At 68.1% G+C, this 18,885-nt stretch carries 22 protein-coding genes; 5 read left to right on the top strand and 17 right to left on the bottom strand.

The features are described 5' to 3' along the window. Window positions 1-690 carry a hypothetical protein gene (locus PGN27_RS14750; protein WP_335326774.1) on the bottom strand — a complete coding sequence of 230 codons (690 nt, stop codon included), beginning with the start codon at window positions 688-690 and terminating at the stop codon, window positions 1-3. Continuing rightward, window positions 687-1,250 carry an Rv1363c family protein gene (locus tag PGN27_RS14745; protein ID WP_335326773.1) on the bottom strand — a complete coding sequence of 188 codons (564 nt, stop codon included), beginning with the start codon at window positions 1,248-1,250 and terminating at the stop codon, window positions 687-689. Before PGN27_RS14745 ends, PGN27_RS14750 begins: the two co-directional genes overlap by 4 nt. Window positions 1,251-1,289: 39 nt before the next feature. Here PGN27_RS14745 and PGN27_RS14740 point away from each other — a divergent pair, with 39 nt between their 5' ends. Next, window positions 1,290-3,248 (top strand): M13 family metallopeptidase, encoded by a 1,959-nt coding sequence (locus PGN27_RS14740; protein WP_335326772.1) that lies wholly within the window; start codon window positions 1,290-1,292, stop codon window positions 3,246-3,248. A gap of 219 nt (window positions 3,249-3,467) precedes the next feature. Here the strand turns inward: PGN27_RS14740 and PGN27_RS14735 are convergent, their stop codons facing one another. Together PGN27_RS14735 and PGN27_RS14730 are read right to left on the bottom strand one after the other, a co-directional pair. Next, complete coding sequence (locus tag PGN27_RS14735; RefSeq protein ID WP_335326771.1) at window positions 3,468-4,460, bottom strand: L,D-transpeptidase; 993 nt, start codon at window positions 4,458-4,460, stop codon at window positions 3,468-3,470. 54 nt (window positions 4,461-4,514) lie between these two features. Next, the gene (locus PGN27_RS14730; protein WP_335326770.1) at window positions 4,515-5,762 is read right to left on the bottom strand and encodes an MFS transporter; all 1,248 of its coding nucleotides are present in this window, start codon (window positions 5,760-5,762) and stop codon (window positions 4,515-4,517) included. A gap of 51 nt (window positions 5,763-5,813) precedes the next feature. Here PGN27_RS14730 and PGN27_RS14725 point away from each other — a divergent pair, with 51 nt between their 5' ends. Then, window positions 5,814-6,128 (top strand): thiamine-binding protein, encoded by a 315-nt coding sequence (locus PGN27_RS14725; protein ID WP_335326769.1) that lies wholly within the window; start codon window positions 5,814-5,816, stop codon window positions 6,126-6,128. Window positions 6,129-6,134: 6 nt separating this feature from the next. Here the strand turns inward: PGN27_RS14725 and ricR are convergent, their stop codons facing one another. Then, on the bottom strand, window positions 6,135-6,428 hold the full coding sequence (gene ricR, locus PGN27_RS14720) for a copper-sensing transcriptional repressor RicR (protein WP_019514222.1): 294 nt from the start codon (window positions 6,426-6,428) through the stop codon (window positions 6,135-6,137). A 3-nt stretch (window positions 6,429-6,431) separates the two neighbouring features. Then, complete coding sequence (locus PGN27_RS14715; protein ID WP_335326768.1) at window positions 6,432-7,019, bottom strand: DUF305 domain-containing protein; 588 nt, start codon at window positions 7,017-7,019, stop codon at window positions 6,432-6,434. A gap of 78 nt (window positions 7,020-7,097) precedes the next feature. Here PGN27_RS14715 and ilvD point away from each other — a divergent pair, with 78 nt between their 5' ends. After that, window positions 7,098-8,813, top strand: coding sequence for a dihydroxy-acid dehydratase (ilvD, locus tag PGN27_RS14710; protein ID WP_335326767.1), 1,716 nt, complete (start codon window positions 7,098-7,100; stop codon window positions 8,811-8,813). 13 nt (window positions 8,814-8,826) lie between these two features. Here ilvD and PGN27_RS14705 read toward each other — a convergent pair whose 3' ends face one another. The 7 genes from PGN27_RS14705 to PGN27_RS14675 all read right to left on the bottom strand — a co-directional run bounded on the left by PGN27_RS14705 (window position 8,827) and on the right by PGN27_RS14675 (window position 14,429). Next, window positions 8,827-10,071, bottom strand: a complete 1,245-nt coding sequence (locus tag PGN27_RS14705; protein ID WP_335326766.1) for a glycosyltransferase — start codon at window positions 10,069-10,071, stop codon at window positions 8,827-8,829. Between the two features lie 68 nt (window positions 10,072-10,139). Further along, window positions 10,140-10,526 (bottom strand): SRPBCC family protein, encoded by a 387-nt coding sequence (locus PGN27_RS14700; RefSeq protein WP_335326765.1) that lies wholly within the window; start codon window positions 10,524-10,526, stop codon window positions 10,140-10,142. A gap of 68 nt (window positions 10,527-10,594) precedes the next feature. Beyond that, on the bottom strand, window positions 10,595-11,242 hold the full coding sequence (locus PGN27_RS14695) for an O-methyltransferase (protein WP_335326764.1): 648 nt from the start codon (window positions 11,240-11,242) through the stop codon (window positions 10,595-10,597). Next, entirely contained in the window at window positions 11,239-11,724 is a 486-nt protein-coding gene (locus PGN27_RS14690) for a TIGR04338 family metallohydrolase (RefSeq protein WP_335326763.1), read from the bottom strand. The genes PGN27_RS14695 and PGN27_RS14690 overlap by 4 nt, the downstream gene beginning before the upstream one ends. Next, complete coding sequence (locus PGN27_RS14685) at window positions 11,724-12,473, bottom strand: DUF2786 domain-containing protein (RefSeq protein ID WP_036462491.1); 750 nt, start codon at window positions 12,471-12,473, stop codon at window positions 11,724-11,726. The genes PGN27_RS14690 and PGN27_RS14685 overlap by 1 nt, the downstream gene beginning before the upstream one ends. Window positions 12,474-12,540: 67 nt before the next feature. Continuing rightward, window positions 12,541-13,593 carry a hypothetical protein gene (locus PGN27_RS14680; RefSeq protein ID WP_335326762.1) on the bottom strand — a complete coding sequence of 351 codons (1,053 nt, stop codon included), beginning with the start codon at window positions 13,591-13,593 and terminating at the stop codon, window positions 12,541-12,543. Further along, window positions 13,590-14,429: an alpha/beta hydrolase gene (locus PGN27_RS14675; RefSeq protein ID WP_335326761.1), complete on the bottom strand. Its 840-nt coding sequence runs from the start codon at window positions 14,427-14,429 to the stop codon at window positions 13,590-13,592. Before PGN27_RS14675 ends, PGN27_RS14680 begins: the two co-directional genes overlap by 4 nt. A gap of 36 nt (window positions 14,430-14,465) precedes the next feature. On the opposite strand from PGN27_RS14675, the gene PGN27_RS14670 reads away from it, so the two are divergent. Next, on the top strand, window positions 14,466-15,488 hold the full coding sequence (locus PGN27_RS14670) for a sigma-70 family RNA polymerase sigma factor (RefSeq protein ID WP_335328735.1): 1,023 nt from the start codon (window positions 14,466-14,468) through the stop codon (window positions 15,486-15,488). On the opposite strand, the gene PGN27_RS14665 is transcribed toward PGN27_RS14670, so the two are convergent. Next, complete coding sequence (locus PGN27_RS14665; RefSeq protein WP_335326760.1) at window positions 15,471-15,971, bottom strand: VOC family protein; 501 nt, start codon at window positions 15,969-15,971, stop codon at window positions 15,471-15,473. The two genes, PGN27_RS14670 and PGN27_RS14665, sit on opposite strands and share 18 nt — an antisense overlap. 129 nt (window positions 15,972-16,100) lie before the next feature. On the opposite strand from PGN27_RS14665, the gene PGN27_RS14660 reads away from it, so the two are divergent. Then, the gene (locus PGN27_RS14660) at window positions 16,101-17,225 is read left to right on the top strand and encodes an NDMA-dependent alcohol dehydrogenase (RefSeq protein ID WP_335326759.1); all 1,125 of its coding nucleotides are present in this window, start codon (window positions 16,101-16,103) and stop codon (window positions 17,223-17,225) included. 78 nt (window positions 17,226-17,303) lie between these two features. Here PGN27_RS14660 and PGN27_RS14655 read toward each other — a convergent pair whose 3' ends face one another. Genes PGN27_RS14655 through PGN27_RS14645 form a run of 3 tightly spaced genes read right to left on the bottom strand, consistent with a single transcriptional unit; the run spans window position 17,304 to window position 18,879 of the window. After that, complete coding sequence (locus PGN27_RS14655; protein ID WP_335326758.1) at window positions 17,304-18,080, bottom strand: SDR family NAD(P)-dependent oxidoreductase; 777 nt, start codon at window positions 18,078-18,080, stop codon at window positions 17,304-17,306. Window positions 18,081-18,137: 57 nt separating this feature from the next. Then, entirely contained in the window at window positions 18,138-18,392 is a 255-nt protein-coding gene (locus tag PGN27_RS14650; RefSeq protein ID WP_335326757.1) for a hypothetical protein, read from the bottom strand. A gap of 43 nt (window positions 18,393-18,435) precedes the next feature. Then, complete coding sequence (locus tag PGN27_RS14645; RefSeq protein ID WP_335326756.1) at window positions 18,436-18,879, bottom strand: MarR family winged helix-turn-helix transcriptional regulator; 444 nt, start codon at window positions 18,877-18,879, stop codon at window positions 18,436-18,438. Between the last annotated feature and the right edge of the window lie 6 nt (window positions 18,880-18,885).

Raw genomic sequence — 18,885 nt, 5'->3', positions numbered from 1 at the left:
TCAGCGGGCGTTGATCGGCGTCACATCGGTCACCAGCCACGTGCCATCGGTCTTTGCGAGCGTGACCCGCAGTGCCAGCACCGCGACATCGGCCGGTTTACCGGGGGTGTTCTGGGTACCGCGCATGACGACGGCGACGCTGGCCGCCGCCGGACCGATCGCCTCCACCCCTGCCGAGACCGTCTGCGCCTGACCGGAGACATTGCGGCTGGTCAAATCCTTTGCCACGGCCTGGAATTCGTTGCGATAGCTCTCGGCCCGCTCCGGCGACATCAATGCGGTCGCGCGGTCGATGCCGGTGTTCGGACTGCTCGGACTGAACGTCGCCGAGGCCTCCGCGACGCTGCTGGCGATACCGACGACCTCGGCGCTGTCACGGCCGAGGTCGCGGTCGGGGACGGTCCACCGGATATAGCCGACGAAGACTGCCGCGACCGCGAGGACGGTGGCGGTCGCCACGACCCCCAACCGCAGCAGCGGCCCGTCGTCATCGGTGCCCACGGTGACACCATCGCGGCGGAACAACACCGCGTTGACCACCACGCCCTGCAGGATCAGCAGGCACAACGCCGTGCACACCGCCACCCACCAACGCGGCCAATCCAGCGCACTGCCGATGAACACCAGCGCCAGGATCGCCAACGCCGGCGCCAGGATGTCGACGCCCACGACTCGTAACCGGTTGATCATCGGATGGTCTCCAGTCGCGAGATCAGCAGCGAACCGTCGACATCGGAGACACCGAGGCGCAGGTTCCAGCGCACCGTGGTCGGCTGGGCGCCGGCGTTCTGGCTGACCGAAGTGGCCACCACCAGCACCGTGTCGGTGCGCGAGGCCACCGTGGCGAGCTCGGCGGGGGGCGCATCGGTGTCCTGGGCACCCTCCGGAACCCGGTGCATGGACTCGATCGAGACCGACTCGACCTGGCCGACGGTCTGCGACTTGAGCTTGCCGACCAGATCGGCGAACGGTGTCATGGTCGCGTCGAAATCGACGTTGAGCTGGCCGACGGTGCCATCCCGCAGCTGCTGCAGATTCTGCGGGGCGTTCTCGGAGTTCATGTTGATCAGCAGCGCGGTCCAGTCCACCGCCGCCTGTAAGACCTCGCTCTGATGGGTGCGTTCGGCCACGTCGGCGCGGTGTCCGGTCCACACCATGACGCCGAGCGCCGTGGCGGCCAGGGCGATCACACCGAAGACGATGCCGGCGATGCCGTAACGGGACAGCACCCTGGTTTGCTCATCGGGCATGGCCGTGAGGCTACCGGTGAGCTCTGGCACCATAAGAGTGTGACGTCTACAGAACTCCGCTCCGGCATCGATCTGCGATACGTCGACGCCGATGTGCGCCCCCAGGACGACCTGTTCGGCCACGTCAACGGACGCTGGCTGACCGATTACGAAATCCCCGCCGACCGGGCCACCGACGGTGCCTTCCGCACCCTGGCCGACCGCGCCGAGGAACAGGTACGCGACATCATCACCTCCGCTTCGGCGGCCGACGGACCCGATGCCCAGCGCATCGGCGATCTCTACGCGTCCTTCATGGATGAGGCCGCGGTCGCGCGGATCGGCGTGGCCCCGCTGCTCGCCGAGCTGGACACCATCAGCGCGGCGGCCGACCGGGACGCGCTGGCAGCGGTCGTCGGCGCCCTGCAGCGCACCGGCGTCGGCGGCGGCGCCGGGGTGTACGTGGACACCGATTCCAAGGACTCCACCCGCTATCTGCTGCACATCTCCCAGTCCGGGCTCGGACTGCCCGACGAGTCCTACTACCGCGACCCCGCCCATGCCGCCATCCTGGCCGCCTACCCCGAGCACATCGCCCGCATGCTCGCCCTCGTTCACGGAGACGGTGACCATGCCGAGACGGCGCGCCGCATCGTGGAGTTGGAGACCAAACTGGCCGCGGCGCATTGGGACGTCGTCAAGCGGCGTGACGCCGACCTGACCTACAACCTGCGCACCTTCACCGAATTGACCTCCGAAGCACCGGGATTCGACTGGTCCCGCTGGGTCGGCGCGTTGGGTGCGAATCCCGCGGAGGTGGTTGTCCGCCAGCCCGACTACCTGACGGCGTTCGCCGCACTGTGGGCGAGCGAAGACCTCCAGCTGTGGAAGCAGTGGCTGAGCTGGCGGGTGATCAGCGCGCGCGCCTCGCTGCTCACCGATGACCTGGTTGCCGAGAACTTCGCGTTCTACGGGCGCACACTGTCGGGGACCGAGGCCATCCGGGATCGCTGGAAGCGCGGTGTCGGTCTGGTCGAGAGCCTGCTGGGCGATGCCGTCGGCAAGTTGTACGTGGCCCGGCATTTCCCGCCGGAGGCCAAGTCCCGGATGGACGAGCTGGTGGCCAACCTGCGTGAGGCCTACCGGGTCAGCATCACCAGCCTGCCGTGGATGACACCGGAGACCCGCACCCGGGCGCTGGAGAAGCTGGACAAGTTCACCCCGAAGATCGGTTATCCGGCGAAGTGGCGGGACTATTCGGCGCTGGTGATCGACGCCGGCGACCTGTACGGCAACTACCGCCGCGGCTACGCGTGCGAATACGACCGTGACCTGGCCAAGCTCGGCGGGCCGGTGGACCGCGACGAGTGGTTCATGACCCCGCAGACGGTGAATGCCTACTACAACCCCGGCATGAATGAGATCGTCTTCCCCGCAGCGATCCTGCAGCCGCCGTTCTTCGACGCCGAGGCAGACGACGCCGCCAACTACGGCGGTATCGGGGCGGTGATCGGTCACGAGATCGGCCACGGTTTCGACGACCAGGGCGCCAAGTACGACGGCGACGGCAACTTGGTCGACTGGTGGACCGATGCCGACCGTGCCGAATTCGGCAAGCGCACAATGGCATTGATCGATCAGTACGAGCAGTTCACCCCGCGGGCGCTGGACCCGTCACACCACGTCAACGGTGCCTTCACCGTCGGGGAGAACATCGGTGACCTCGGCGGGTTGTCGATCGCGCTGCTGGCCTACGAGCTGTCCCTCGACGGCAAGGAAGCGCCGGTGATCGACGGCCTGACCGGGGTGCAGCGGGTGCTGTACGGCTGGGCCCAGGTGTGGCGCACCAAATCCCGTGATGCCGAAGCCATTCGGCGCCTGGCCACCGATCCGCATTCGCCACCGGAGTTCCGCTGCAACGGCGTCATCCGCAATATCGACGCGTTCTACGAGGCGTTCGAGGTCGGCACCGATGACGAGCTGTACCTGGAACCCGAACGGCGCGTCCGCATCTGGTAGCGGGGGCCGGCTCGGCGACCTACCAGGTTCAGTCGAAGGAGGCTGGGTCCCTGCGAGGACTGCAGTCAGGTAGGGGATCTTGCCGGCAGAGCTACCTGGATTCAGCTTCGCGGCCGTCTGCACGAAGCGACTGAGACCCGGCCGATGTGACCGCGACCCCTTGACGCAGAACGGCCCACTTTCCCTGGGAAAGTGGGCCGTTCTGTGTGAACAGGATCGTCAGAACATCTGCCAGTCCGAGGCCCCGTCGGGCTGGTTGTACAGACCGCCGTCGGTGTTCTTGATGACGACGGCGTCACCGGAGCCGAAGTTGTCGTAAAACCACTTGGCGTCGGCGGGGGCGAGGTTGATGCAGCCGTGGCTGACATTCGTATTGCCCTGGTCGGCCACCGACCACGGCGCGCCGTGCACGAAGATGCCGCTGTTGTCGATGCGCACGGCATCCTTGACGTGGGTCTTGTAGCCCTCCGCGGAATCCACCGGAACACCATAGGTGGAGGAATCCATCACGATGTCGGCGAACTTCTCCAGCACGTAGTACGTGCCGTTCTTGGTGTCGTGGCCGGGCTTGCCTAGCGAGACCGGGAACTCCTTCTCCACCTCGCCGTTGCGCACCACCGTCATCGTCTTGGTGGCATCGTCGACGGTCGCCACCAACTGCTCGGGCACGGTGAAGCTGGACTTGGTGCCCGCGGCGTCGATGTTGACCACCGTGCCGGTCGGCCAGAAGTCCTGCGGCCGCCACCGCAGCTGCGTATCGGTGACCCAGTAGAACTGGCCGGGCACCGGCGGGTTCGAGGTGATGTGCACCGCGTCCTGGGCCATCTGCCGGTTGGCGATGGGCCGCTGGAAGTTGATGTAGATCGGCTTGGCCGCACCCGCGATCGACCCGTTGACGGGGTTGAACGACGGCGGCACGAACGGCGGCAGACCGCGGAACGGATTCGGGTTCTGTCCGGGCGGAGTGCCCGGCGGGATCGGCAACGGCTGCGCGCCGGGCCCACCGACCGGGGCGAACGGATCGGCTGCCGTCGGCGTCGCGGGCGGGGCCGGCGGCGCGAACGGGTTGGGGAATGCGGGCGGCGCCGGCGCGGGTGCCGGTGCGGGCGGAACGGGCTCCGCAAGGGCCGACGGGCTACCGATACCTGCTGCGACGACCGTTGCGGCCGCCAAGATCGCGCTGGCGAGTGTCCTTCTCGTCCGCTGCGACATATGTCACCTCCACTGGCATATCTGCAGACCAGTCTGGCACAACACGTCGACCGGCTAACCCTGGCGAGGCCGGACGGACCCCTCATCACCGTCCGACCTGCACCACTGACCTGGGATGTTCATCGCCGGTGTGAGTCCTGCCGTTACAGGGGCGAGCAACCACGGCAGCGCGGCAACGGCGATCAATACCACCGCGGTCAGCGATGCCGACGCGCTGAGCACGGCGAACGGCCCGCCGACGGCGAACAGGGCGCCCCCGGCCAGCGCGCCCGTGACGATCCCGGCCTGGAACATCGCCACGTACAGTCCGGACGCCCCGTCGGGGTCCTCGGGTGCGCTGTTGATCGCCGCGGATTGCAACATGGGCGGCAGGGCCGTCGACATGGCACCCCAGGCCAGGATCCCGACGACGCCGAGGACCGGCCGCGGGTCGCCACCGGCCACGGCGGCCAACCCCGAGAAGGCAGCGACCAGGCCGGCCAGTGCGGTCATCAGGACCGGCCGCGGCCACCGGTCCAGTGGACGGGCGAACGCGGTCATGGCGACCAGTCCGGCCACCCCGAATCCGGCGAGGACCGCCGCGGTGTCGGCGCCGGTGACCCCACCGATGACGACGGCGATGTAGGTGTAGGACACGAAGTGTGCGCTGACACCGACCAGCGTGAGTCCGCACAGGGTGACCAGTGCGCGATTGCGGTGCCACCGTCGGCGGCTCACCCGACCGGCCGGACCCGCCGCGATGGCGGGCAGCACCGGTAACAGCAGTCGCGCGGCCACTGTTACCGCTGCGGCCGCCACCATGACCACAGCGGCCGCGGTCCGCCACCCCCACGCCTGCGATGTCAGTGCCGTCAACGGGTTGCCCGCCACCAGGGCCAGCGCCGTGCCCGCGTACACGGCCGTGGTCGCCCGTCCACCGTGCCCGGGGGCAACCAGCCGGACGGCCATCGGGGCCAGCACCGACCACATCAGACCGTGGGTCAGCGCGCACAGCACCCGCGCCACCGACAGCACCGCGAAATTCGGCGCTATCACCGAAAGCGCTTGCGAGACAGTGAGACACACCAGGGTAAACAACAATACCCGGCGTCTGGGCCAGCCCGCCGTCCAGCGCACCAGCGGCATCGTGGCGACGGCGGCGATCAACGCATAGCCGGCCAGCAGGGTGCCCACCGTCGCCGGCGCGATGGCGAGGTCGGCGGCGATGGCAGGCAGCGCCCCGACGGGCAGGATCTCGGCGGTGACGTAGACGAACGCGGCGGCCGCGAGCACCGTCAGTTGCGCGTACGGTTTCACGGTCATGCTGGAATGCCACGGTAATGCCGTGGTCGCCCCGAACCGAGAGGACGCGCGATGATCGTCGCCTTCAGCATCAGCCCGTCGGGTACCGGCCGCTCCGATGGCTCGGTCAGCGAGGCCGTGGCAGCCGCGGTGCGGGTGGTGCGCGCGTCGGGTCTGCCCAACCGGACCTCCAGCATGTTCACCGAGCTCGAGGGTTCCTGGGACGAGGTCTTCGACGTCGTCAAACGTGCGACCGAAGCGGTGGCACCGTTCGGTACCCGGATCTCGCTGGTGCTCAAGGCCGATATCCGACCGGGCCACGAGGGCGAACTCGACGGCAAGATCGCGCGCCTGGAGTCCGCGATCGAGGACGCCGAACGGGCCTGACCGCGGTTAGGAGCGGACCAACCGGGCGATGGCCGCCGATGCCTCGGCCAGCTTGACCTCGGCCTCCTCACCGCCCGCGGCGACCGCGTGGGTGACGCAGTGGCCGAGGTGCTCGTCGAGCAACCCGAGTGCGACCGACTGCAGCGCACTGTTGACCGCACTGATCTGGGTGAGGATGTCGATGCAGTACTTGTCGTCATCGATCATCTTGGCGATGCCCCGCACCTGACCCTCGATGCGGCGCAACCGCTTGGCGTAGTTCTCTTTCTGCGGCGAATAGCCGTGTTCTGCATCGGTCATCAACTATCCGCCTCCCAACAGTTTCTGCATGTGACCGGCCTCCTCTTGGCGCGTACTGATGATGCCCTGCGCCAGCGTCTTGGCGTTGCCGTCCTGACCTTCCTGGATCTCGGTGGCCGCCATGGTCAGGACGGCCTGGTGGTGGTTGAGCATGGCCTGCAGCCACAACCTGTCGAACTCGGGACCGCGCAGCGCCGCAAGCCGTTGCATGGCGCCCTCGTCGAACAGGTTGGGCCCCTGCGGTACCGGGCCCTGACCGCCCTGCTGGCCGTCGGTCCACTGCACCAGCAATGCGTTCACGGTGTCGGTCTGCTGTTTCTCGCTGACGGCGAGCACATCGGCGAGCGCCTGCATGCGCGGGTCGTCGGAATTGGTGCGCACCAGCGCGATCATCTGGTCGATACGCGGCCGCTGGGCGAGCAGGGCATCAGCGAAGGCGCGATCGATGGCATTGACCCCCGGAGTGCCCGGGGCGGGCGATGTGGCCGAGGCGGTGGATCCGCTGGACGACTCCGGTGCGGGCGCCTGTCTGCCGCAGGCCGGAACCAGGACGGCAAGCATCGCCACCACCAGCACCAGCACCCGTCTCATGTAGCCAGGCTACCGGTACCCCACAGGGGTATCAGCGGGGGTTTGGGATGGTTGTCGGCCGAATGCATACTTACCTGCATGCCCTCAGCACCAGAAGCCCGTCCCGGGGTCGATATCAAACCCCGCAGCCGCGACGTCACCGACGGATTGGAAAAAACCGCAGCCCGCGGAATGCTGCGCGCCGTCGGCATGGGTGACGACGACTGGGTGAAGCCGCAGATCGGCGTCGCCTCGTCCTGGAACGAGATCACCCCGTGCAACATGTCGTTGCAGCGGCTCGCGCAGGCGGTCAAGGGCGGCGTGCACGCCGGGGGTGGCTATCCGCTGGAGTTCGGCACCATCTCGGTCTCCGACGGCATCTCCATGGGCCATGAGGGCATGCACTTCAGCCTGGTGTCGCGCGAGGTGATCGCCGACAGTGTCGAGACCGTCATGCAGGCCGAACGCCTGGACGGATCGGTCCTGCTGGCTGGTTGCGACAAGTCGATCCCCGGCATGTTGATGGCGGCTGCCCGTCTCGATCTGGCGTCGGTGTTCCTCTACAACGGCTCGATCATGCCCGGAACGGCGAAGCTGACCGACGGCACCGAGAAAGAGGTCACCATCATCGATGCCTTCGAGGCGGTCGGTGCCTGTGCCCGTGGCCTGATGTCCCGCGAGGACGTCGACATCATCGAGCGCGCGATCTGCCCTGGCGAGGGCGCCTGCGGTGGCATGTACACCGCCAACACGATGGCCTCGGCGGCCGAGGCGCTGGGATTGTCCTTGCCCGGCAGCGCCTCTCCGGTGGCTATCGACTCACGCCGTGACGAGTACGCGGCGCGGTCCGGCGAGGCCGTCGTCGAGTTGCTGCGCCGCGGTATCACCGCCCGCGACATCCTGACCAAGGAGGCGTTCGAAAACGCCATCGCCGTCGTCATGGCCTTCGGCGGTTCGACCAACGCGGTGCTGCACCTGCTGGCCATCGCCCGCGAGGCCGAGGTCGAGTTGACGCTGGCGGACTTCACCCGGGTCGGCAACCGGGTGCCCCACCTGGCCGATGTGAAGCCGTTCGGCAGGCATGTGATGAAACATGTCGACGAGATCGGCGGCGTGCCGGTGGTGATGAAGGCGTTGCTGGATGCCGGTCTGCTGCACGGTGATTGCCTGACCGTGACCGGTCAGACGATGGCCGAGAACCTGGCCCATATCGAGCCGCCGGACCCCGACGGCAAGGTGTTGCGCGCCATGAACAACCCGATTCATCCCACCGGTGGGATCACCATCCTGCACGGCTCGCTGGCCCCCGAGGGCGCGGTCGTCAAGTCCGCCGGCTTCGACTCCGATGTATTCGAAGGAACGGCACGGGTTTTCGAGCGCGAGCGGGCCGCACTGGATGCCCTGGAAGACGGCACCATCACCCACGGCGACGTGGTGGTCATCCGCTACGAGGGCCCCAAGGGTGGACCGGGTATGCGCGAGATGCTGGCCATCACCGGCGCGATCAAGGGTGCGGGCCTCGGCAAGGACGTCCTGTTGATGACCGACGGCCGGTTCTCCGGTGGCACCACCGGGTTGTGCGTCGGGCACATCGCACCGGAAGCCGTCGACGGCGGCCCGATCGCGTTCGTGCACGATGGTGACCGGATCCGCCTCGATGTCGCCAACGGCACCCTCGACCTGTTGGTCGACGAGGCCGAATTGGCTTCCCGCAAAGACGGTTTCGAGCCGTTGCCGCCGCGGTACACCACCGGCGTGCTGGCCAAGTACACCAAGCTGGTTCAGTCCGCGGCCGTCGGCGCGGTCTGCACCTGACGGCCGGCCGGAGTCACCCGGCTGCGGCGCCGCCGTGGTACAGGTGGGCCTCCACGATGTCCGCGCCATGGGGCACTCCCCCCGTGTCGGCGAAACCGCGGGCGACGGCGGCCGCACCGCCGGACATCGACATCGCGTCGAGGATGGCGGTGCGCAATCTGCCCGGGGTCAGCCGACGGGCGGGCAACCGGGTTCCGCAGCCGGCGACCTCGACACGGCGGGCCACCTCGAACTGATCGCGCCCGAACGGCACCACGCATACCGGTATCCCGCGGCTGAGTGCTTTCTGGGTGATACCCATGCCACCGTGGGTGACCACGCAGACGGCGTGCTCCAGCAGCAGCGAATGCGGGACGAAACCGGCCAGCGTGACACCGGGCCTGCCCGGGATGGTCACGGGTCCGGCCGGCGAGGTCGCCACCAGGTGCAGGCCCAGCCCCTCGAGCGCCTCGATCGCCGCACCCACCAACCGGGCGTCGGTCTGCGGAATCGAGGATGTGGTCACCAGGACGATGGGACGGTCGATCTCGGCGAGCCAGGCCGGCTCCTGATCACCCACCGGGTCGAACACCGCGGGGCCGATCATGTGCACGTTCGGCCCCCAGTCGGTGTGCCGGTACTCGAAGGGTTTGCCGGTGGCCACCAGGACCACCGGGGCGCGCCGGAGCAGCTCGTCGGCGGTACGGACGGCGGGCAGTCCGAGGTCGGTGCGGACCGGGGCGAGTCCGTCGGCGAAGGGCCTGTCGAAGACACGGCGGGTCACCGTGCCGATGCCGTGATCGCGGATGCGGCCCCATGGTCCCCGCCACGGCCGGGCTCCCGCGCCGAACGGTGGCAGGCCGGGTGCCCGCAGGTAGGGGGTGAAGGGTGACAGGACCACCCACGGAACATCCCGGGTCTCCAGATACGAGATCGCACCCCAGGAGTTGGAATCCACGATGACCAGATCGGGGCGCGCGGTCTCGACCGCACGCCGGATATCGGCGACTTCCATGGCGGCGCGCCGGGTGAGCACCCGCACGGTGTCGGTGGCGGCCCGCAGCACCGAGCTGTCGGCCTCGTCGTGGTCGTGTTCGACCGCCTCGATCACCGGGTCCACGGGTTCGACGGCGAATCCGAGCCTGCGGCACAACCGGGTGCCGTCGGCGAGGGTGCGCACGTGGATGCGGTGGCCGCGACCGGCGAGTTCGGTGAGCAGCGCGCAGAACGGATACAGGTGTCCCAGCGCAGGCGCCGTGTACGCCAGGACCACCGCCATGCCAGGGCTCCTTCCACCGTGTCGGCCACGTCAATTGTCATTCGCGGCATCGCTCACGGCGGATCGGGTCAGGTGTCGAACGACTTTCCGGCCGACATGGCGGCGATGCGGCGCACCGCCACCTCCAGCACCGGCAGGTAGGCCGGCGCCCACCACGGCGCCGTCATCCACACCGTGCAGCCGCCGCCGGGTCGCGGTTCGACACCGTGCTGGGTTGCCGGCACGCCGGCGACATCCCATCCCCAGCTGTGGCCGGGATCGAATGCGCTGATGACGAACGGCAGCGGCACGCCGACCGGTGTGCAGACCCGTCCTGTCGCACCCAGCAGGAAGACGGTGCCGTCGAGTTCGGCGCGCGCGACCGTGGGACCCCACTGCGGCCATGCCTGCAGATCGGTGAGCAGCTCCCACACCGCATCAACGGGAGCATCGACCGATCGCTTCGCCGTCCACACGGCTGTGCTGGTACCCAGCGGCGCGCTGTCCGAATCGCGCAGATTCGGCCGGTGGGTCGACCCGGGGCTCAGGTGACCAGCGCGACGGCGAACCCGTCCCAGCCCTTGGCCCCGACGGTCTGGATGGCCGCGGCGTCCAGTCGCGGATGGCTGCCCATCAGCGCGATGGTCTCGCGCACCGCGATCGCCTGCCGGTCCTGCGGGTCGGGGTCCAGTACCCGGCCACCGCGAGCGATGTTGTCGACGATGATCAGCGCTCCCGGTTCGGACAGGGCGATCGCCGCCTCGAGGTAGGCGAGATTGTTCTCCTTGTCGGCATCGATGAAGAACAGATCGAACGGGCCCTGCAGGGTCGGCAGGGTGTCGAGTGCGGCGCCGACGATGACCTCGACCCGGTCGGCCACGCCGGCGCGCTCGAGGTTGTGCCTGGCGACCTCGGCGTGCTGGGGCTCGTATTCGAGGGTGACCACGCTGCCCTGCGGTCCCACCCCGCGCGCCAGCCAGATGGTGGAGTAGCCGGCCAGGGTGCCGATCTCCAGGGCGCGGCGGGCACCGGTGAGCCGGGCGTACAGCGACAGCAGCTTGCCGTGCTGCGCGGAGACCTCGATGGCCGGCATGCCTGCCGGGCCCGTCGAGAGCCGCGCGGCGCGCAGCGCCTCGTCCTCGGTGCCGAGCAACTCGTCGTACAGTGCGTCCATCGCGGCGTAATCACTCATCCGGACACCCCTTCCTTTGCGTAGATCACCCGCAACACGTGCTGGGCTTCCGGTCCCATCACCCACCCTGCCAATTCGGTCATGGTGCCGACGAACCCGGGACCGTGCGGCTCGCCGTCGTCGGCCAGATCGTCGGTCAGGTGGTGTGCCAGCTCGTGCAGGACGACCAGCTCGCGCAACGCCCATCGGCTCTGGCCATCCGGCACTGCGATCATGCCGGGTTCGTAATGTGCCGCGGTGACTCCGCGCCGTGACCGCACCGCACAGGCGCCCGCCGCGGGCCAGCGCTGCCGCACCGCGGGCAGCGCGAGGACATCCTCGACATAACGCCGCACCGCGTCCACCGACCCGAACCGCGCTTCCGGCGGCAGGGTCAGCGCGGTACCGAAGAAATCCAGCGAACCGCGGCCGTCGGCGCGGTCGAACAGCGTGCGCACGAATTCCTCTGCGGCATAGACCTTTGCCCGTTGCGCATCACGCATCAGCGCTCCAGGCGGGCCCGCGCCCCGGACAGCTCCTGCGGCGGACCGAGCCGCGCCCGGCGCCCGGCCCGGTCCCCGGCCCTCCGGGCCTCCGACGAGTACCCGGCCGTCGCGCTGCTGGCCCGCCAGGTCCCCCGCGCCGCGGAGGCTTTGCGATAGAACGAGGTCAGCTCCAGGTCCTTGTTGCGCAGCGCCACCGCGGTACCCGGCACACCGTCGGCACCCTCGGTCGCCGACCGCCGCGCGTCCTCGCGGGCCTCGGACAACCGCTGCCCTACCCGCGCGCCGAAGGCCAGCTGGAAGTTGATTCGCGCGGTGATCGTCGGCGTCGGCCGGTGCGCGCCGGTGGCCAGGTATTCCTTGGACGCCCGCACCATTTGCATGACGAGGCTCGAATACAGCGCGTGGCTGGCATCGATGTCCTCGGCGAACCCATAGGCGTAGACGAACGTCGAGTTCGATGCCACATCGCATTTCACGTCATTGGCCAGCGCGATCACGACGAACAACTGGACGTAGGTGCGCAGGCCCCGGGTGCCCGGGTCACCGATGGTGATGGTGCGTTGCACCGGGGCTTGCGCGGCGGTGCGGGTCGCCGTGTGGGCGCGGGCCACCGCGAGATCGATCGAGGTGGCCGTGGCCAGCCGCTGTGCGGCAGCCAGGAACGCATCCGCCTCGTGCTGGTTGTCGGTGCCCTCGGCCTGCCGCAGCAGGGCCGCGATGCGGGCCAACATCTTGTCGCTACTCATGGGGCCAGGCTACGAAGACGCGCCGACAACGCGTCCCGCTCGGCCGCAGTTATCCACAGGCCGCGGGTCATGGCTGGACGAAGGTGTCCAATGCCGAGACCAGCTGCGGTGACAGCGGATCCTGCTTGGCGTAGTTGGCGACGTTGTCGGTCGGGTCGTCGCGAAGGACGTGGTTGACGCCCTTGAGTTCGACGACCGTCAGTACGGTGCGCCGAAGCGCGTCGACCAACGGGCGAACTCCCGTGCACGGAGCCTGCCCGTCGGTGTCCGAACAGGTCAGCAGCACCCGTGTCGTGGTCGGCACCTTCGCGGCCAGGGCCAGTGGGTCGATCGAATCCGCTTCCACCACGGCCTTGACGTTGCCCGCGTTGAGGATCGCGCCGAGCCCGTCGGGCAACTGGGCGGGCGCGGTGCCGCGGGTGCGGGCCTGCTCGACCGCGGCGGCCCAGGCATCGAGCACCTGCTGGGCCTGTTCGTCGGTCTTGGCACCCGAGCTGCGGGCGGCCTCGACATCGACGCGCACCCGGTCGCTGACGATGTCGAGATAGCGTCCCGGCAGCGGCTGGAGCAGCCCGAGGGCGTGGATCTTCGGGGCGTCCGGGTCGATGTCGTCGGCCAGCGTCATGGCGTGGATGGTGCCCTCGCCGACGGCGTACACCGAGATCTGGTCGGCATCGGTACCGGGCCGGGCCGCCAGATAACGCACCGCGGCCCGGGCTCCCGCCGTGTAGGCCGCACTGCCGACGTTCGCGGGATTGGTGGCGTACGGCCCGAGACCGGTCTTACCGGTGCCGACCTTGTCATAGCGCAGCGAGGCGATGCCCTTGCCGGACAGGTACTCGGCCAGCTGCCGCATGTTGCCCACGGGACCGGCCACGGCATTGTCCCCGTTGCGGTCGGTGGCACCGCTCTCCGAGATCAGCAGCGCCGCAGGCCCGGTGTCCTCGCCATGGTGGCGGTAGGTGCCGTTGATGGTGAGGCCGGCGGCGTCGGTGAAGGACACCTCATCCTCCACCCAGCCCTGCTGCGCGTCGTCGTCACCGGTCTGTCCCGACGAGCACCCGGCGACCAACAGCAGCGCGGCGAGAAGCGTGACGACAAGGCGGACAGTACTTTTCACAGCCTCGTCGCAATCCACGAGGTGACATCGTCGAGGACCACGGCGCGTTCGGGTTCGTTGAACACCTCGTGGTAGAGCTCGGGGTAGACCTTGAGGTTGACATCCGTCGACCCCACCCGGTCGACCAGCAACTCGGAGCCGGCGACCGGGATCAGCGAGTCCTGCCCGCCGTGCACCACCAGCAGCGGTGCGGTCAGCACGGCCGCACGGCGCGGCATCGTCTCACCGACTTCGATGAGCGCCTTGGCGATTCCGGCGGGCAGCTTGCCGTGATGCACCATCGGGTCGGCCTCGTAGGCCGCCACCACCTCGGGATCGCGCGACACCGCGTCGGCGGGCAGGTTCTCCACGGGCAACCCGGGCAGCAGGCTGCCGAGCACCTTGGCCACGCCGACCATCAGCGGCGACACCGCATCCTGGGCGTACACCGCCGGGCCGGACAGCACCATGGCGGCGTAATCGTCGGGATGCTCCACCCCGTAGGTGAAAACGACGCCGCCGCCCATGCTGTGCCCGAGCACCACCCTCTTGAGTTCGGGGTGCGCGGCGGTGGCGAGTCCGACCAGATGGTGGAAATCGTCGGTGTACTCGGAGATGTTCTTCAGGTAGACGCGCTTGCCACCCGAGCGTCCGTGCCCGCGCAGGTCCAGGGCGTAGGTGATCAGCCCGGCCTCGGCGAAGCGCTGGGCGACATGGTCATACCGGCGGGCGTGTTCGGCATACCCGTGACAGATCAGGACCACGCCGGTCGGATCGGTCCCCGGTGTCCACACGTCGTAGACGATGGGCACTCCGGAGACACCGTCGAAGGTGCGTTCACTGCGCGTGGTGGCCACGCGACGAGCCTATCGGCACACCGCCGCGAGCCCCGCCTGTCGGTCCCGGTCGGTAAGCTCACCCACGTGACCGTCCTCACAGCGGTAGACGACAGATTCGATTCCAAGGATGCCTTCCTCGCCGATGCGCAGCGGTATCGGCGGGAACTGTTGGCGCACTGCTACCGGATGACGGGTTCGGTGCACGATGCCGAGGACCTGGTCCAGGAGACCTATCTGCGGGCATGGAAGTCCTATGACCGGTTCGAGGGCAAGTCCTCGGTGCGCACCTGGCTGTACAAGATCGCCACCAACACCTGTCTGACGGCGCTGGAGGGTAAGCAGCGTCGGCCGTTACCGTCGGGGCTGGGCACCCAGAGCGCCGACCCGCACGCCGATATTCACGAGCGGCATGAGGTGCCCTGGCTGGAACCGCTGCCCGATGCCGAGGATCCGGCGGATCCGCAGACCGTTGTCGGCACCCGCGAGTCGGTGCGGCTGGCCTTCGTCGCGGCGTTGCAGCACCTGTCGGCCCGGCAGCGGGCGGTCCTGGTGCTCCGCGATGTGCTGCAATGGCGGGCCGCCGAGGTGGCCGATGCCGTGGGCGCGACGACCGCGGCCGTCAACAGCCTGCTGCAGCGCGCCCGCGCCCAGCTCGAGGCCGTCGGTCCGAGCGCCGACGAGGTGCTGCAGGCGCCGGAGTCCCCGGAAGCCCGGGAACTGCTGGCCCGCTACATCGCCGCGTTCGAGGATTACGACATCGATTCGTTGGAGAAGCTGTTCACCGACGACGCCATCTGGGAGATGCCGCCCTTCGACAGTTGGTACGTCGGCCCGGCGGCGATCGGCGCGCTGTCGCGGGACAAGTGCCCGGCCGAGCGGGCCGGCGACATGCGCTTCGTGGCCACCACCGCCAACGGCCAGACCGCGGCGGGGATGTATCTGCGCAGCCCGGAAACCGGCGTGCACGAACCGTTTCAGCTGCACGTCATCGATATGACGGCCGCCGGTATCACCCACGTGGTGGCCTTCCTCGACACCTCGTTGTTCCCGACGTTCGGCCTACCCGCCCGTCTCTGATCGGTAGGCCCGCTCGAGGGTCGCGATGTCGAACTTGCCGAAGGTCGCCAGCACCGCGGCATCGAGTCGCCGGTTGGCCTCGACATCACCGCGGCCGATCATGTCGAAATACTCGGTCGGGGTGACTTGCCAGGACAGGCCGTACTTGTCCTTGAGCCAGCCGCACGGCTGCTCCTGACCACCGGCGACCAGCGCGGCCCATACCCGGTCCAGTTCCTGCTGGCCGGTGACCCGCACCTCCAGCGATACCGCCTCGGTGAACGTGAAATGGGGTCCGCCGTTGATGCCGACGAAGAGCTGACCGCCGAGCTCGAACTCGACGAGCACCGGCACGTCCTGCGGCGACGGTGCGTCGGGGTGCGGGGCGTGGGTTGCGACGATCCGTCCGTTGCCGCCGAACGCCGCGATGTAGTGCGCGGCCGCCTCTTCGGCTTCCCGGTCGAACCAGAGGTTGGGGACGATGCGTGCGGTGATCTCAGTCATGTCGATATCGACCGGCAAGCGCAGCCGAATTCATCGCAGAGCCTTCACGACGACATGCCAAAGCAGCGAAATTAGCTGTTCAGAGTCATGGAAGACATCAATTTGGAACGTGTTCTACTATTGCTGTCCATGAAGACCAAAGGTGCCCTGCTCTGGGAGCTCAATTCGCCGTTCACGGTCGACGAGATCGATCTCGGAGATCCGGTCGCCGACGAGGTACAGATCCGCATGCACGCGGCGGGCATGTGCCACTCCGACTACCACATCACCACCGGGGCGACCCCGATCGGACTACCGGCACTCGGCGGGCACGAAGGCGCGGGCGTCGTCACCAAGGTGGGCAAGAACGTCACCGGTATCGCCGAGGGTGATCACGTCATCCTGGCGTTCATCCCGGCCTGCGGCCAGTGTCCGCCGTGCCTGAAGGGTTTCCGTTCACTGTGTGACCGCGGTGCAGTGCTGCTGGGCGGTAAAGCGATCGCCGACGGCACCAGCCGCATCCACGCCGGCGGCCGCGAGGTCTCGCCGATGAACCTGCTCGGCACCTTCGCGCCCTATATGACGGTGCACAAGGACTCGGTGGTCAAGATCGACGAGGACATCCCGTTCGAGACGGCGGCCATCATGGGCTGCGCGGTGCCCACCGGCTTCGGATCGGCCACCAATGTCGCCGAGGTGAAGCCCGGTGAGACGGTCATCATCGTCGGTGTCGGCGGTATCGGCATGAGCGCGTTGCAGGGCGCGGTGATCTCCGGCGCCAAGCAGGTCATCGCGATCGACCCGAACGAATGGAAGCGCGATCAGGCGATCAAATTCGGGGCCACCCACGTCTACCCGTCCATGGCCGAGGCCATCGGGCCGGTGATCGATGCGACCTACGGCCTGATGGCCGACAAGGTGATCATCGCCGTCGGCGAGATGAAGGGCGAGTACATCGAAGAAGCGATGATCCTGACCGCCAAGACCGGCACATGTGTGGTGACCGGGATGGGTTCGATGATGGACGCCGACGTCAAGCTCAACCTGTTCCTGTTCACCATGTTGCAGAAGACCTTGAAGGGCAACATCTTCGGCGGCGGCAGCTCACATGTGGAGACCCCGCGCCTGGCCGCGCTGTACAAGTCGGGCCTGCTCAACATCGACGATATGATCACCCGCACCTACAAGCTGGAAGATATCAACACCGGCTATCAGGACATGTTGGACGGCAACAATATTCGCGGCGTCATCCGCTTCGACGAGTCCGACTGGTAAGCCTTTTCGGCCAACAGACGCCTATGCCCCCAGAATCCGGTGATCCTGGGGGCATAGGCGTCTTCTCGCGAGGATTGGTTACTTCGGTGGCATCCGGATTCCGCCGTCGACGCGGACGACCTCGGCGTTCATGTAGGAGTTGGTGAGCAACTCGATGACCATGGAGGCCAGTTCCTCGGGCTTGCCGAGGCGATGCGGGAAGAGCACCGACTGACCGAGCTTTGCCTTGAACGCCTCCGACGCCTCGCCCTCACCGTAGATCGGGGTGTCGATGAGGCCGGGGGCGACGGTGTTGACGCGGATGCCCGCGGCGGACAGGTCCCGGGCCACCGGCAGGGTCAGGCCGACGACGCCGCCCTTGGACGATGAGTAGGCCGCCTGGCCGATCTGGCCGTCGAAGGCCGCGACACTGGTCAGGTTCACGATGGCACCACGCTCACCGGTCTCAGTGAAGTCGTTGCGGCTCATCGCCGTAGCGGCCAACCGGATGCAGTCGAAGGTGCCGACCAGGTTGATCTCGAGCACCTTCTTATAGGCGTCCAGATTGTGCGCCGAGTCGAACTCTCCGTCCTTACCGATGGTGCGCTGCGCCCAGCCGATACCGGCCGAGTTGACCAGGGCACGCAGCGGGCCCAGGTCGGCGGCGGTGTTGACCGCGTCCAGGATCTGATCGGTCTTGGTCACGTCGACGGTGACGAACACACCGCCGATCTCCTTGGCGAGGGCCTCACCGCGTTCGGCGTTGAGGTCCGCGACGACGACCCGGGCACCCCGGTCCGCCAGCTGACGGGCGGAAGCGGCGCCGATACCCGACGCGCCACCGGTGACGATTGCGCTAGCTCCATTGATATCCACGTCGACAGACTAAGGCCTCCCGACCGGTGGGTTGAGGCCGACCGAGAATCTCAAACCTCAGAAGGTCCGCACCACGCGGACCATGGCCCAGATGAACAGGGCGACGAAGGCGAGCATCGCCACGCAGGCCATCTCGTAGAACGGGCTGTGCAGTTCACCGAGCAGGTAAACGAAGAACGGCAGGCACAGCCATCCGAGCAGGAAGATCGCCACAGGTCCGCGCTTGCTGGGGCGCGGCGGAATCTCCTCGACATCGTCGAAGATGTCATCGAAGTCCGGCGCGTCGGGATAGTCCTCGTCCGCCGGACCCATGGGCCGATCGTAACCAGGACCGCCGGTGATCGCCCGCCGCCGCTCAACGCAACCGTGCCAGCACCGTGGACAACCAGTGCTGCACGGCGCGTGCCTGCGGATCGGCCATCCCGTCGAACACCACCGCGCGCACCAGGGCGGCATGAGCCGGCGCGGCGGCCTCCAGTGCCGCCCTACCGTCGGCCGTCAGATCGACCACGGCGGCACGTCGGTCATCGTCGGCGCCGCGCCGGCCGACCAGCCCGCGCGTCCGCATCCTGGCGAGTTGATGGGACACCCGACTCTGTTCCCAGCCCAGCCGGGCGCCCAGATCGGCGACCCGGCACCCCGGTGCCTCGTCGAGGGCTACCAGCACGTCGTAGTCGGCCAGCGACAGGCCGCAGTCCCGTTGCAACTGCCGGTTCATCGCGGTCTGCAGCAGGCCGGTCATCTCCAGGTAGCTGCGCCACAACGTCTGTTCCTGCGCGTTCAACCACATGGAATACATGACACA

It is taken from the genome of Mycolicibacterium neoaurum (assembly GCF_036946495.1).
GTDB lineage: Bacteria > Actinomycetota > Actinomycetes > Mycobacteriales > Mycobacteriaceae > Mycobacterium > Mycobacterium neoaurum_B.
This window is presented reverse-complemented; position numbering and strand designations above follow the sequence as displayed.